The sequence below is a fragment of the Kribbella sp. NPDC050281 genome (assembly GCF_040655855.1).
Lineage (GTDB): Bacteria > Actinomycetota > Actinomycetes > Propionibacteriales > Kribbellaceae > Kribbella.
In genome coordinates this window covers 144,167-157,963 of sequence record NZ_JBFAKS010000001.1, presented here as the reverse complement: position 1 = coordinate 157,963, position 13,797 = coordinate 144,167, and the positions used below count along the sequence as shown (strand labels likewise).

Annotated in this window: 17 protein-coding genes; 12 read left to right on the top strand and 5 right to left on the bottom strand. The window is 67.4% G+C overall.

Annotated elements, in window-relative coordinates; translation table 11 throughout:
• The first annotated feature begins 12 nt into the window (after positions 1-12).
• On the top strand, positions 13-492 hold the full coding sequence (gene smpB, locus AB0I34_RS00850; protein WP_360437183.1) for an SsrA-binding protein SmpB: 480 nt from the start codon (positions 13-15) through the stop codon (positions 490-492).
• Between the two features lie 114 nt (positions 493-606).
• Here smpB and AB0I34_RS00845 read toward each other — a convergent pair whose 3' ends face one another.
• The 3 genes from AB0I34_RS00845 to AB0I34_RS00835 all read right to left on the bottom strand — a co-directional run bounded on the left by AB0I34_RS00845 (position 607) and on the right by AB0I34_RS00835 (position 3,886).
• On the bottom strand, positions 607-1,134 hold the full coding sequence (locus tag AB0I34_RS00845; protein WP_360437180.1) for a DinB family protein: 528 nt from the start codon (positions 1,132-1,134) through the stop codon (positions 607-609).
• 116 nt (positions 1,135-1,250) lie between these two features.
• On the bottom strand, positions 1,251-2,486 hold the full coding sequence (locus tag AB0I34_RS00840; protein ID WP_360437177.1) for an MFS transporter: 1,236 nt from the start codon (positions 2,484-2,486) through the stop codon (positions 1,251-1,253).
• Positions 2,486-3,886 carry an FAD-dependent oxidoreductase gene (locus AB0I34_RS00835; protein WP_360437174.1) on the bottom strand — a complete coding sequence of 467 codons (1,401 nt, stop codon included), beginning with the start codon at positions 3,884-3,886 and terminating at the stop codon, positions 2,486-2,488. Before AB0I34_RS00835 ends, AB0I34_RS00840 begins: the two co-directional genes overlap by 1 nt.
• A gap of 79 nt (positions 3,887-3,965) precedes the next feature.
• Between AB0I34_RS00835 and AB0I34_RS00830 the strand changes: the two genes are divergently transcribed.
• Genes AB0I34_RS00830 through AB0I34_RS00810 form a run of 5 tightly spaced genes read left to right on the top strand, consistent with a single transcriptional unit; the run spans position 3,966 to position 6,648 of the window.
• The gene (locus tag AB0I34_RS00830; protein WP_360437171.1) at positions 3,966-4,334 is read left to right on the top strand and encodes a metalloregulator ArsR/SmtB family transcription factor; all 369 of its coding nucleotides are present in this window, start codon (positions 3,966-3,968) and stop codon (positions 4,332-4,334) included.
• A 58-nt stretch (positions 4,335-4,392) separates the two neighbouring features.
• On the top strand, positions 4,393-5,097 hold the full coding sequence (locus AB0I34_RS00825; RefSeq protein ID WP_360437168.1) for a helix-turn-helix domain-containing protein: 705 nt from the start codon (positions 4,393-4,395) through the stop codon (positions 5,095-5,097).
• Positions 5,094-5,504: a three-helix bundle dimerization domain-containing protein gene (locus AB0I34_RS00820; RefSeq protein WP_360437165.1), complete on the top strand. Its 411-nt coding sequence runs from the start codon at positions 5,094-5,096 to the stop codon at positions 5,502-5,504. Before AB0I34_RS00825 ends, AB0I34_RS00820 begins: the two co-directional genes overlap by 4 nt.
• The gene (locus tag AB0I34_RS00815) at positions 5,501-6,250 is read left to right on the top strand and encodes an MIP/aquaporin family protein (protein ID WP_360437162.1); all 750 of its coding nucleotides are present in this window, start codon (positions 5,501-5,503) and stop codon (positions 6,248-6,250) included. The genes AB0I34_RS00820 and AB0I34_RS00815 overlap by 4 nt, the downstream gene beginning before the upstream one ends.
• Positions 6,241-6,648: an arsenate reductase ArsC gene (locus AB0I34_RS00810; RefSeq protein WP_360438119.1), complete on the top strand. Its 408-nt coding sequence runs from the start codon at positions 6,241-6,243 to the stop codon at positions 6,646-6,648. Before AB0I34_RS00815 ends, AB0I34_RS00810 begins: the two co-directional genes overlap by 10 nt.
• 15 nt (positions 6,649-6,663) lie before the next feature.
• Here AB0I34_RS00810 and AB0I34_RS00805 read toward each other — a convergent pair whose 3' ends face one another.
• Both AB0I34_RS00805 and AB0I34_RS00800 read right to left on the bottom strand, forming a co-directional pair.
• Complete coding sequence (locus tag AB0I34_RS00805) at positions 6,664-6,903, bottom strand: hypothetical protein (protein ID WP_360437159.1); 240 nt, start codon at positions 6,901-6,903, stop codon at positions 6,664-6,666.
• Positions 6,904-7,356: 453 nt separating this feature from the next.
• A complete protein-coding gene (locus AB0I34_RS00800) occupies positions 7,357-7,599 on the bottom strand; it encodes a hypothetical protein (RefSeq protein WP_360437156.1) in 243 nt (80 codons plus the stop codon).
• Positions 7,600-7,834: 235 nt separating this feature from the next.
• On the opposite strand from AB0I34_RS00800, the gene AB0I34_RS00795 reads away from it, so the two are divergent.
• The 6 genes from AB0I34_RS00795 to AB0I34_RS00770 all read left to right on the top strand — a co-directional run bounded on the left by AB0I34_RS00795 (position 7,835) and on the right by AB0I34_RS00770 (position 13,729).
• The gene (locus tag AB0I34_RS00795) at positions 7,835-8,830 is read left to right on the top strand and encodes an NADP-dependent oxidoreductase (RefSeq protein WP_360437153.1); all 996 of its coding nucleotides are present in this window, start codon (positions 7,835-7,837) and stop codon (positions 8,828-8,830) included.
• Between the two features lie 45 nt (positions 8,831-8,875).
• Positions 8,876-9,742: an alpha/beta hydrolase gene (locus AB0I34_RS00790; RefSeq protein ID WP_360437150.1), complete on the top strand. Its 867-nt coding sequence runs from the start codon at positions 8,876-8,878 to the stop codon at positions 9,740-9,742.
• Between the two features lie 38 nt (positions 9,743-9,780).
• Entirely contained in the window at positions 9,781-10,587 is an 807-nt protein-coding gene (locus AB0I34_RS00785) for a hypothetical protein (protein WP_360437147.1), read from the top strand.
• Between the two features lie 50 nt (positions 10,588-10,637).
• Positions 10,638-11,369, top strand: a complete 732-nt coding sequence (locus AB0I34_RS00780; RefSeq protein WP_360437144.1) for an SDR family oxidoreductase — start codon at positions 10,638-10,640, stop codon at positions 11,367-11,369.
• Positions 11,370-11,427: 58 nt separating this feature from the next.
• A complete protein-coding gene (locus AB0I34_RS00775; protein ID WP_360437142.1) occupies positions 11,428-12,030 on the top strand; it encodes a TetR/AcrR family transcriptional regulator in 603 nt (200 codons plus the stop codon).
• 289 nt (positions 12,031-12,319) lie between these two features.
• Entirely contained in the window at positions 12,320-13,729 is a 1,410-nt protein-coding gene (locus AB0I34_RS00770; RefSeq protein ID WP_360437139.1) for an IS1380 family transposase, read from the top strand.
• Positions 13,730-13,797: the final 68 nt, after the last annotated feature.

Genomic DNA, 13,797 nt, shown 5'->3' with positions numbered 1-13,797 from the left:
GAGAATCACGGTGTGAAGAAGGCAGAGGCTGAACCCGTGGTCGCGCGCAACCGCAAGGCTGCCCACGAGTACCAGCTGGGCGAGTCCTGGGAGGCGGGGATTGTGCTGCAGGGCCCGGAGGTGAAGGCGCTTCGAGCCGGGCGGGCGTCCCTGGTCGGTGGCTTCGCCCAGGTCGAGGACCGGGAGATCTGGTTGCACGGTGTGCACATCCCGCAGTACTCGCAGGCCCGCTGGTTCAACGGCGGCTCTCGTCGCAAGCGGAAGCTGCTGCTGCATCGTGCCCAGATCGACAAGATCGAGCGCAAGGTCAACGAGAGCGGGCTGACGATCGTCCCGGTGACCCTCTATTTCAAGGACGGTCGGGCGAAGGTGGAGATCGCCCTTGCCCGCGGCAAGAAGACCTGGGACAAGCGGCACGCGCTCGCCGAGCGCGAGGCGAGCCGGGAGGTCGAGCGTGCGGTCAGCCGCCGGCTGAAGGGTCGCCCGGACTGATCAGCCGTGCGTACGACGGCGCCCGGTCAGCTGACGTGACCTGGTGAGCGGCAGCCGCCGTTGGGGTACGACTGGGGTACGGCGAGCAAGTCGCGTGTCGTACTCCACCGAGCCTCACGACCCCCGCACGCTCGCGAGGGTCAGCTGCTTGCGGTGGTGGTCGTAGTGCTGGGTGGCGTAGTGGTAGACGTCCCGCAGGGTCATGTACTCCGCGAAGTAGGGGTCCCAACCGACTGGGAAGTGCATGCCTCGGTCGAGCGCACGCTCCGGCCCTGTTCGCAGCGATGCCTGGAGGTTGGTCAGCACCCGGTCCATGAGCCGCTCCATCCGGGGATATCCCAGAGCGCGCGCACCGAATAGGGAGCCGACGTAGTTGATGACATGGAATGGGCGGGTGCCAGCGTTCAGGAGCGCGGCGAACCGCCTGGATGCGCCGTCGGGTAGCCGTGAAATCCCCCAGACGAGAATCCTCAGGTTTCGCACCAGCAAGTACCCGAAGAGCATGTGGAACAGCAACTGCTCATTGCTCCACTTCGTGCCGTCGGTTGGCCTGCGAAGCTCGGCGACTGTCGCAGTCTCGAGGAGATCCCGGTAGTCGTTTCGAACACGATCCATCTCCGCGCAGATCTCTTCCTCGTTCATGGTCGCCTCCGGGCCGTCGCTGCCACCGTGGGATCACGCTAGGCCGTCCGGCGGGGTTTGGGGACATCCGCACATCGGCCGCAGATCAAGGCGTTGTCACCGGGTTCATGGGACTTCTATCTGTCCCGGCTCGGTGTTCCTCGTGACGCCGGGCCTGTACAAAGGGCGAGGGCGATGCCGGCGAAGATGCAGGCTGCGGCTGCGGTGAGGATGAGCGGGGTGTAGCCGAGGGCGGTTGCCAGGGCTGCGGCTGCGAGTGGGGCGGTCGCGGCAGCGATGGTGATGGGTGTGCCGAGGATGCCGGCGATGGTGGCGTAGCCGTGGTCGCCGTACCGGTCGAGCAGGATCGCGGGCTTGGCGATCGAGGCGACTCCGAAGCCGAGGCCGAACGCGATCAGGCAGGCTGCGGCGCCGGGCACGCTTCGTCCGGCGGTGGGGAGAAGGCCGAGCGCGACGCCTTGCAGAGTGATGATCGCGGCTGTGATCGCTGTGATCGGGAGCCATCGTCGGAGGATCGTGACGGTGACCCGGCCGGTGACGGACAGCAGCCCGAGGAGGCCGGTCAAGGTCGCGGCGGTGGTGGGTGAGTGGCCGAGGCGGGTCAGGTAGGTGACCAGGTGTACGCCGATGACCGCGAGCGCTGAGCTGTGGAGGACGAAAGCGACTGCGAGCAGCCAGAAGCCGCGGTCGCGCAGTACTCGTCCGGGTGGTTCGCGCTGCTCGTGGTGGATCGGTTCGGGCGGCTGAGTGCGGCGGAGCGCGACGGCGTGCAGGGGAACCGTGATCACCGCGATCACGACTCCGAGGATCACCAGGGCGTGCCGCCATCCGTAGGCCTGGATGAGTTGGCCGGCGAGCGGGATGAAGATCGAGCTTGCGAACCCTGCGACGAGGGTGATTCCGAGCAGTGCCGACGTACGGCGTTCTGGCGCGGTGACGGCGACGATGACGGCGAAGGCTGGTGGGTAGAGAACCATTGCCGAGGCGACGCCGATTGCGACGAAGACGCCGTACAGCTCGACGGGCGAATGGACCTGTGACCACGCCAGCACGGCGCCCGCAGCGAGGATCGAACCGGTGGTCATCAGCCCGTGCCCACCGCGGCGATCCAGTTGGCGACCGATGGGGATGGACAGCAACGCGCTGACCAACGAGGCGGTGGTGAGTGCTCCGGTGGCTGTGGTGGTGGAGATGCGCAGGTCGGTTCGCATCGGTTCGAGCAGGGCGCTGAAGGCGTAGTACAGGACGCCGTAGCTGACGGTCGTGGTGAGTGCCAGCGCAGCGACGACCTCGCGCCGGATGCCTCCGCGGCCGGCCAGCTGTGCACCGGTCGCGGAGGTCGTGGCGGGCATCAGCCGCAGCAGCCAGACTGCTTGGTCGTGGTGTCCTCGATGACGGTCAGCAGGCCGCCGCTGATCCCGGTGGCCAGGCCGCGACCTACCGGCGCTGAGATCTCTACGGCTTGAGGTGCCGGGCCGCAGCAACCGCCGGCCTCGTCGTCACTGCCGCCGTAGGCCAGGTTGGACGAGCAGACACCGGTCTCGGGCAGGTCCAACTGAACGTCACGTGCGGCCTCCCAGTCCCCGGCAAGTGCCGCGACGACCGAGCGGGCTTGTTCGTAGCCGGTGGCGAGGAGGAACGTCGGTGCCCGGCCGTAGGACTTCGCGCCGACCGCGTAGTACCCGGGGTCGGGATGCGCGAGCTCGTCCACCCCGTGGGGCGGGACGGTGCCGCAGGAGTGCTGGTTCGGGTCGATCAGCGGTGCGAGGGCGCGGGTCGATCCCATGATCGGGTCGAGATCCAAGCGCAGCTCGGAGACGAAGTCGTGGTCGGGCCGGAAGCCGGTCGAGTTCACGACGGTGTCGGCCACGACCCGGCGGTCGCCCGAGGCCAGCTCGACGCGGCCGTCGGCGGCGCGGGTGATCGCTTCGACCCGGAACGAGCTGACGAGCTCGACGTGTCCGGACTGAACCAGCTTCTTGAGACGGCTGCCGAGCGCACCGCGGGCGGGGAGTTCGTCGGCGTCGCCGCCGCCGTAGGTGCGAGCCTGGTCGGTGCCGCGTACGACCCAGACGATCTCGGTCCCCGGGACCTGGTCAGCCAGCTCGCCCAGGTCGAGCAGCGTGGTAGCTGCGGAGTGACCGGCGCCGACGACGGCGGTACGGCGTCCTGCGTAGCGGTCACGGTCAGCGCCAAGGACGTCGGGCAAGGCCCGGGCGATGCCGTCCGCTGAGGCGGCTTCACCTTGGGCGGGGATGCCGGAGCCACCGAGGACGTTCGGCTTGCGCCAGGTGCCGGCGGCGTCGATCACCGCGGAGGCGAGTAGTTCGGTGCCGTCGGAGAGGCGGATCAGGAATGGCGCGGCTTCGCGTCCGGCGGTGCGGATCCGGTCGAACCCAATGCGGGTGACGGCGGCGACGGTTGCGTCGTACCGGATGCGGTCGTTGAGCTGTTGCGTCTTGGTCAGCGGTGCGAGGTAGGAGTCGATCAGGTCGCCGCCGGTGGGGAGCGTGCCCAGGTCCGGCTCGGTCCATCCACTCGCCTCGAGTAGCCGCCGGGCGGCGGAGTCGATGTCGTAGCGCCACGGGCTGAACAGCTTCACGTGCCGCCATTCGCCGATCGCCGCCGCGACACTCGGCCCGGACTCCAGTACGACGAAGTCCAGTCCGCGTTCTGCGAGGTGTGCCGCCGCGGCCAGACCGACCGGACCCGCACCGATGACGACCACCGGCGCCGCTGTCTGCTCGCTCACGATTCCAACTCCCTGTCTAGAAGATCATCGAAACAACCATCAGCTTGCCTCGTGATTAGACAAGAGTCAAGATAGACCCATGTCGAAACAGGAGCTCACGTTGACGCCCGTCGGAACCGGCGGCTGTTGCGCGCCGATCTCCGATGCTGCACTCGATGCGGCCGGGGCTGTCGAGGGGGCGTCGGTGTTCAAGGCGCTCGCCGACCCGATCCGGCTCCGCCTCCTGTCGATGATCACGTCAGCGGGCGATGAGATCTGCGTCTGTGACCTCACGCCGCAGTTCGAGGTGAGCGGCCCGACGATCTCCCACCATCTCAAGGTGCTGCGCGAGGCCGGCCTGGTCGACTGCGAGCGCCGCGGGACCTGGGTCTACTACTGGCCCGTGCCTGAACGCCTGCAGTGGATCTCGAGTCTTCTAGCCGTCCCGGAGCCCCTGCTGCCTCGCTGATCCAACCGGTCTGGCCGCTGGCTTGACTGCTCAAATTACCTCAGTGATCATTGAGTCAATGAGCACTGAGCGATTGACTTTGGTCGACCGCGCCCGCATCCATGCGGCACTCGGCGACCCGGCGCGGCTCGCGATCGTGGACACGCTGGTCGCTGGTGACGTCGCGCCGGGTGAACTGGGTGCCGCGCTGGACCTGCCGACGAACCTGGTCGCCCATCATCTGAAGGTGCTGGAGGACGCCGGACTGGTCGCTCGAACCCGCTCCGAGGGCGACCGTCGACGTACCTATGTGCGACTCCAACCGGACGCGCTGGCCGCGATCGTCACTCCGGCGCTGCTCGCGGCGAAGCGGGTGGTGTTCGTCTGCACCCAGAACTCGGCCCGCTCACAACTCGCCGCGGCGATCTGGTCCCGGCGCAGCCACGTGCCGGCCGTCTCCGCAGGCACCCAACCGGCCGAACGGATCCACCCGCGCGCGCTGAAGGTGGCGCGCCGGCACGGCCTGGATCCCGTTGACTGGCGTACCGCCAACGTGAGCGATGTCGTACGGCGCGACGATCTGCTGATCGCGGTCTGCGACAACGCCTACGAGCACCTGCCGTCCGAGCAGCGACCGCGGCTCCACTGGTCGATCCCTGACCCGGCGCCGGCCGATACCGACGCGGCCTTCGAAGCCGCCTACACCGAGATCGCCGACCGGATCGAACGGCTGGCTCCCGCACTGTCGCCGGAGGCGACCGACTCCACCCGGAGCACCCCATGACCGAGACCATCGAACGGTTCCTGCACTCGAGCTACGACCAGTTCGCCACCGGCAGCACCATCCCGAACTTCCTTCCCCTGCTGGCCGAACGGTTCGCGCGGCAACGCCTCACCGCACTCGCTCGAGTCGAAGGCCACCACGACGACGGCAAACCCGTCGTGCTGTTCCTCTGCGTCCACAACGCCAAGTACCCGAAGCCGTGGACTGACGAAGTGGTCCGCGCTGCCGATGTCGTGGTCACCATGGGCTGCGGCGACGCTTGCCCGATCTTCCCCGGCACCCGCTACGAGAACTGGGAGCTGGACGACCCGAATGGACTCGACGTCGCCGACGTACGCCCGATCCGCGACGAGATCGAACGCCGCGTCCTGTTCGACGAACTCGCCGTTCCGGTGAGCCGCGGATGAGCCACGCACTACCCTTGTGGCGTCGCGCGGTCGCCGAGTCTTTGGGGACCGGTTTGCTCGTCACCGTTGTTGTCGGCTCCGGCATCGCCGCGGCCAACCTGTCACCCAGCGACACCGGCCTACAGCTCCTGGAGAACTCCTTTGCCACCGCGCTCGGGCTAGCGGTCCTGATCCTGATGCTCGGTCCCGTGTCCGGCGCCCACTTCAACCCGGCCGTGTCCGTGATCGACTGGTGGCTCGGCCGGCGTACAGGCAACGGACTGAAGGGCCGCGACCTCGCCGCCTACATCCCCGCCCAAATCGGCGGCGGCATCGCCGGGGCGATTCTCGCCAACCTCATGTACGGCGAAACCGTGGTGTCCTGGTCGACCACGCACCGGTCTGCCGGCCACCTTTACCTGGGCGAGACCGTCGCCACCGCCGGTCTGATCCTGCTGATCTTCGCGCTCGCCTGGTCCGGCCGAGCCCAACTCGCCCCTCTTGCCGTCGGCGCCTATATCGGGGCGGCGTACTGGTTCACTTCGTCCACCTCGTTCGCCAACCCGGCCGTCACGATCGGGCGGGCGTTCAGCGACACGTTCGCCGGCATCTCGCCCAGCTCGGTGCCCGGCTTCATCTTCTTCCAAGCCGTCGGTGCCATCGTCGGCGCTGCCCTCGTTGTGGTTCTCTACCCCCACGCGGGCCAGGCCGCCGACGATGTCGTCACACCTCATTCAGACACCACCCACACAGGAGCATCCGCGTGAGCAAGCCCGCTGTTCTCTTCGTCTGCATCCACAATGCCGGCCGCTCACAGATGGCTGCCGGATGGCTGCGCCACCTGGCCGGCGACACCATCGAAGTCCGGTCCGCCGGGTCCGAACCCGCCAACCAGATCAACCCCGTCGCCGTCGAAGCGATGCGCGAGGTCGGCATCGACATCACCGGCGCCGTGCCGCACATCCTTGCCACCGAAGACGTCCGGCACAGCGACGTCGTCATCACCATGGGCTGCGGCGACGCCTGCCCCATCTTCCCCGGCAAACGCTACGAGGACTGGGAACTCACCGACCCCGCCGGCCAACCCATCGAGGTCGTTCGCGAAGTCCGCGACGACATCCGCGGCCGGGTCGAAAAGCTCGTAGCCGAGCTACAGACCGCCTGACAGCCGCGAAACCGACTAGCTGTCCCCCTTCGCCAGTTCGTGGAAGTACGTGACGGGTTTGCCCAATGCGTTGGCGTACGCGATCTCGCGGCGGGTGGTCTCCCCGATGTAGCCACCTGGGTTCACGATTCGTACCTCATCTGCGAGGTCGATCCTGCGGAGGTGCAGTTCGCCCAAGGCCCGCACGAGCAAAGGGTCCAGCACAGGCGCCTCGGTGGCCTCCGGAGCCAGGACGATCACCAGATCGAGCGTCAAGCGCGTGCGCTCGGTCGCAAACTCCCTGCTGAAGCGCAGGGAACCGCACAGACAAACGATCTTCGGGCGAGCAACCGGCACGTCGGACATGGACCCCCTTCAAGAGCCAAGATCCGTCCAGCATTCCATGCTGCCGTTGATGCCCAGCCAGACGGCGTCAGGCGATCGACGGAATGAGAGTGATCCGCGCCCGGCGAGCCGAGGCCTTCGGCCGGCTATGGGTCGGGCCCGTCAGCGGTGGTGCCGTGTTGGCAGAAGTGTTGGCAAGAACAGCCCCGGACAAAGAGAAACCCCAAGTGAGGTTCCCCATCGGGGTTGGTCGGCTGATCGGGTGTCGTTGTCTAGAGCAACGGTGTGGTGAACGGGCGTGTGGCGTCGGCCGGGTAGGGGTCCTGAGGCGTAAGTCGCTTCTCGCCAAAGACTCCGTCCACGGACAGGACCCCACGTGATCGCCTATCGTGCCATCCGGGCCTCGTCGAAATCGGCGGCGACCGGGGGCAGCTGGAGCTCCGTCGCCCACTCGCCGGATAGCTGTTCGAGGCGTCGCCGCCGGAGCGCGTCGAGGCTCAGTCGGCCGTCGACCGTGATCACCAGTTCGCCATCCAATACGACGCCGGCGGGCACTTGCCGTACGGCGGCGACGGGTGACCGGCGGCCGACGGCGTGGAGTCGGTTGGCGCACTCGACTTGAACCAACCCGAAGTACCGCGTCCGCGGACGCCGTCACTCCACACGCGAGGGTGGCATTCGAGTGCCCGGATCGTGGTCGCGGAGCCTACGCCGGGACGCGTACCCGGCGCGAGCGATCGGCGGCCGACCGCCTCGCATTGCGTCTCCCTTGACAAGTTTACTGAGTACACTCATTATTGAGTTAACTCAGATTGATTGATCCAGGACAAGCCGCGTCGTCGGTATGAGAGGGAAAGTCGCCATGCGAGCGTTCGTCGTCAAGCAGTACAAGGGGCCGCTACAGCAAGCGGATGTCCCCGAGCCTGTGGTCGGAGAGCACGACGTGCTCGTACAGGTCCAGGCTGCCGGGCTCAACCTGCTCGACGAGAAGATCCGGGCCGGCGAGTTCAAGCAGATCCTCCCGTACAAGCTGCCGCAGATCCTCGGCAACGACGTCGCCGGAACGGTGATCGGCGTCGGCGCGAAGGTGCAGGGATTCCGGCCCGGCGACGAGGTGTACGGCCGGCCCGACAAAGACCGCATCGGAACATTCGCGGAGCGCATCGCGGTCGCCGAGGCCGACCTTGCGCTCAAGCCGGCATCGGTCAGCCTCGAGGAAGCGGCCTCGCTACCGCTGGTGGCCTTGACCGCCTGGCAGGCACTCGTCGAACGGGGCAACCTGCAGCGCGGGCAACGGGTCCTCATCCACGCCGGCTCCGGCGGAGTCGGAACGATCGCGATCCAGCTCGCCAAGCAGCTCGGCGCCACGGTCGCCACCACGGTCAGCACCGGCAACGTCGACTTCGTGCGCGAGCTCGGCGCGGACTTCGTCATCGACTACCGCAGCCAGGACTTCGAACAGCTCCTCGACGGGTACGACCTGGTGCTGGACAGCCTCGGCGGGAAGAACCTCGAGAAGTCGCTGCGCGTACTGCGCCCCGGCGGCAAGGCGATCGGGATCGCCGGGCCACCCGACGCCGCGTTCGCCCGCGAGCTCGGCGCGAACCCAGTGCTCCGGCTGGTGATGACCGCCCTCAGCAGCCGCATCCGCCGCCAGGCCCGGCGCCTCGGCGTGACCTACGAGTTCCTCTTCATGCGCGCCAGCGGTGACCAGCTCCGCCAGATCACCGCCCTCGTCGACAGCGGCGCGCTACGTCCGGTCGTCGGACGGGTCTTCGACTTCGACCAGGCCGCGCAAGCAGTGCAGTCACTGGAAATGGGCGGCATCCGCGGCAAGGCCGTCATCAGCAGGACCTGAACAAACCCATCTCACCATGCTTCAACCAGGAAACAGGAGAACACCATGAGCACGAACAGGCACACACACGACGACGTCATCACCGCCTACCAGGACGCGCCCGCCCGCACCGTCGACGCCGGCGGCGTCACCTACGCCTACCGCGAGCTGGGACCGAAGGGTGGCATCCCCGTCGTCTTCTTCGTCCACCTCGCCGCGACCCTGGACAACTGGGACCCCCGGATCATCGACCCCGTCGCGAAGGATCGTCATGTCATCACGTTCGACAACCGCGGTGTCGGGGCGTCCACGGGCCAGGTGCCGGACAGTGTCGAGGCGATGGCCGACGACGCCTACAACTTCATCGCCGCGCTCGGGTTCGACACGATCGACGTCTTCGCGTTCTCTCTCGGCGGTTTCGTCGCCCAGGCGCTCGTAGTGAAGCACCCCGAGCTCGTCCGCAAGCTTGTCCTGACCGGCACCGGGCCGAAGGGCGGCAAGGACATCGACAAGGTCGCCGGCACCACGTACTGGGACATGCTGCGCGCCGCCCTGACCCGGTCCGATCCCAAGGAGTTCCTGTTCTTCAACCGCAACGCCACCGGTAAGCCCGCCGCGCGCGCGTTCGTCAACCGGCTTGAGGAGCGCACCGCCGACCGCGACGCACCGATCAAGGTCACGGCGTTCCAGAAGCAGCTCAAGGCGATCAAGAAGTGGGGGCGCTCCGCTCCCGACGACCTGTCGAAGATCACCCAGCCCACCCTGATCGCCAACGGCGACAACGACCGCATGGTGCCCTCGATCCTGTCCGAGGACCTGCACCGACGCATCAAGAACAGTGAGCTGATCATCTACCCCGACTCCGGGCACGGCGGCATCTTCCAGTACCACCAGACGTTCGCCCCCGTCGCGGTCGAGTTCCTCACCCGATGACCACCCGAACACTTCAACCGCACGAGAAGGGCCACACGATGAGCACGTCACTGTCCGCCGCGACACTGGACGTCAAGAAGCACTTCACCTCCTCGATCCTCCTGTGGATGCGCACCGACCAGCCCCGCCAAACCGGCATGGACCACTGGAAAGGCCCGCACTCAGGGATCATCTCCGCCACTCCGGGCCTGGAGGAGTACCGGCAGATCCACCTCGCCGAGCACAACCCCGGCCGGTGGCCGGCCACCGACGGGGTGGAAACCTCGATCCCCGCCGACCGGAAGATCGACGGCGTCGCGGAAGTCACCCTGCATTCGGCACTCTCGCCCCTGAAAGGGCGCAAGCAGACGCAGCTGGCCTACCAGGACGAGATCAACGTGTTCCGCCGCACCCTGCTCTACACCGGTACGCCGAACGCGTCCCGCTGGTACGACGTCGCCGGCCAGGGAGAGACGGTCGGTGCCCGCGCGCTGGTCTACCTCCGCCGCAGAGACGGGGTCGGCGCCGGTGAGTTCCGGACGTTCATCAAGAAGCAACTCGTTCCCACACTCGCCGGCACCGGAGTGCTCAAGGAACTGCGCACGCAGACGTTCCTGCCTTGGATCGAAAAGCTGTGGGACACCCCGAACGTCGCACACGACAACCCCGACGACCAGCACTTCCACGCCTCCCTCATCCTCGGGTTCACCGACACCGCAGCACGGGATGCCTTCTTCACCAGCACCGTGATCGCGGATCTGTCCAACCAGCTGGCACCGCTCACCTCCGCAATCCACGCCTACGACGTCACCGCCGCCCTCACCTACGTCAAGAACGGCGCCATCCTGCCGCACTACCAGCAATAGCGGCATCGCTCGCCCGCATGCCGCAAATCCCACAACAGAAAGAACGAAACATGCCTTCCCTCAACGGAGCAGTCGTCCTGGTCACCGGGGCAAACGGCGGCATCGGAACCCACTTCGTCCACCAAGCTCTCGCGCGCGGCGCGGCGAAGGTCTACGCCACGGCCCGCACTCCTCGCCCGTGGGACGACGAGCGCATCGTCCCCCTCACCCTCGACATCACTGACGCCACGTCCATCGCTGCGGCCGCCGCCGCGGCGCCGGACGTGACGGCGCTCATCAACAACGCCGGCGCAAACCCGCCGAGCGCAAGCCTGCTGGAGGTGACCGAGTCGGACATCCGGACCAACATGGAGACCAACTTCTTCGGGCCCGTCCTCCTCGCCCGCGCGTTCGCGCCGATCCTCGCAGCCACGCCGCAGTCCGTCCTCGTGGACGTGCACTCGGTTGCGAGCTGGTACGGGTTCGGCGGCATCTACAGCGCAGCCAAGGCCGCACTCTGGTCGGCCACCAACTCTCTGCGCCTCGAGCTCTCACCCCGAGGCGTCCACGTGACGGGTGTGCACATGGGCTACGTCGAGACCCGCATGGCCGCGCACGCCGACGGGCCCAAGATGCAGCCCACGGAACTCGTGACCAAGGTCTACGACGCCGTCGAGGCCAATGAGTACGAGATCATTGCCGACGAACTGACCGCCCAGGTCAAGGCGGCTCTGAGCGGTCCGATCGAGGCGCTCTATCCGGAACTCCACGACAGAGCTCCTCTCGCCGCCGTGGAAGAATGAGCGCCGGCACATTCGAGCCCACACAGCAGGAGCCACACAGCAGACAAGGACGGCAGGTATGCCACTCGACTCCCAACCAGTCGGCCGGCGCGAGCGGAACAAGCAGCAGAAGCTCGACCGCATCACCTCCGCCGCCCAAGAGCTCTTCGCCGAGCGCGGCGTCGACGAGGTCACCACCCAGGAGATCGCCGACAAGGCCGACATCGGCGCGGGCACACTGTTCCTCTACGCAAAGACCAAGGGCGAACTCCTCCTGCTCGTGCAGAACTCCACCTACGCCGAAGCGCTCACGCAAGGCAGGTCGGCGGCCGAAAGCATCCCCGACCTGCTCGACGCGGTGATGGCGATCGTCCGCCCGGTCGTGGAGTGCAACCGCAAACAGGTCGACAACGGCAGGACCTACCTGCGAGAGATCGTCTTCGGCGACCCCCAGGAGCCCCACCACCGCGACGCCCTCGTCCTGACCGTGCAGACTGAAAAGGCGATCGCCGAGGTGCTACAGCGAGACCAGAGCCACAGCGCTGGCGACGCCGCAACGCTCGCGCACATCGTCTCCGCGATCATGTTCGTCAGCATGGCCGCGACAATCAACGTCACCAACCCGGTCGACGACATCGTGCAAGAGATCAGAGACCAAGTCCGGGTTCTCCTACCGAGGTGAGACCAGCCGCGATCACACGGCCGCCCCGCTCGCCGTGCCGTGAACCAGGGCGCACGCGACGACTTGTTCGGCGACGTCCCCAAGCCGTCCACGCGAACCGGCGGCAGCGACAGCCCCGTCTCCCCCCTGACGACAACACCCATCTGCCCACGCCGAGCAGTCCCGCCTAGCCCGGCGCTTTCACGGTGATGGGCGTGAGGTCGTGTCCTTGAACTGAAAGGTGCTCCTGACCAGCGACGATGTGGTTTGTCTAGGACCATGGCGTCACGAATCGAGGAGCACCTTCGAGGTGAAGACTACCGGGTTGTATCCGTGTGTCCGCGTTGATGCGGCCGGATCGGGTGTGGTGTCGCAGGCAGGTGGCCTGTTGCTGACCGAAGCGGTCCGGGCCAGCGGCCTGGTCGCGGAACTGTCGCGGGTGCTGGCGCCGTGGCGCAAGCCGTTGGCGCGACATGACCCGGCCAAGATCGTCACCGATCTCGCGATCGCGCTCGGGCTGGGCGGGGACTGCCTGGCCGATATCGCGGTCCTGCGTGGCGAACCCGGCCTGTTCGGTCCGGTCGCCTCAGATCCGACCGTGTCACGCACGGTCGACGCTCTGGCCGGCGACGTCGAGGCCGTGCTGAAGGCGATCAACGCTGCCCGGGCCACAGCACGCGCGCAGGTGTGGGCGCTGGCCGGCCACCACGCGCCCGACGCTGGTCGCGATGGCGACAATCCGCTGATCGTCGACCTGGACGCGACCCTGGTCGGTGCGCATTCGGATAAGCAGGGCGCGGCGCCAACCTTCAAGCGGGGTTACGGATTCCATCCGTTGTGCGCGTTCGTCGACCACGGACCCGACGGATCCGGTGAACCACTCGCGGTCATGTTGCGGCCCGGGAACGCCGGATCGAACACCGCCTCCGACCACATCACCGTGGTCCGCGGTGCCCTCAAACAACTCCCCGGCCACCGACAGGGAACCCGGCCCGGGCGGAAGGTTCTGATCCGCACCGACGCGGCCGGATGCACCCACGAGTTCCTCGACTGGATCACCGGCCAGCGGCTGTCGTACTCGGTCGGGTTCACCCTGCCCGACGACTTCGCCCAAGCCCTGCCCCGGATCCCCAAGCAGGCCTGGACACCGGCGATCGACAGCGACGGCCGGGTCCGTGACGGCGCCTGGGTCGCCGACGTCACCGCCCTACTCAACCTCAAGACCTGGCCGGCCGGGATGCGGGTCATCGCCCGCAAAGAACGCCCGCACCCAGGCGCCCAGTTGCGCCTCACCGACATCGACGGCCACCGGATCACCGCGTTCGCGACCAACACGCCCCGCGGCCAGCTCGCCGACCTCGAACTACGCCACCGCCGCCGCGCCCGCGCCGAAGACCGCATCCGGGCAGCCAAAGACACCGGACTCAGGAACCTCCCGTTGCACGACTTCGACCAGAACCAGATCTGGTGCGCGATCGTCGCCCTGGCCTGCGAACTCACCACCTGGATGCAGCTACTCGCCTTCACCGACCCCGACGGCACCACCCACCAAGCGCGCCGCTGGGAACCCAAACGCCTCCGACTACGCCTGTTCTCGACCGCCGCCAGACTCGCCCGAACAGGCCGTCGCACCATCGTGCACCTCGCCCGCAACGCCGCCCGGACCACCGTGCTCCACACCGGCCTCACCCGGATCCGCACACTCACGACCCCGGGCTAACGAACAAACCCCAGCACCGCGCCCCCGCAACAAACCCGGCCCGTGGAACCGGCGTCCACCCGAGACGA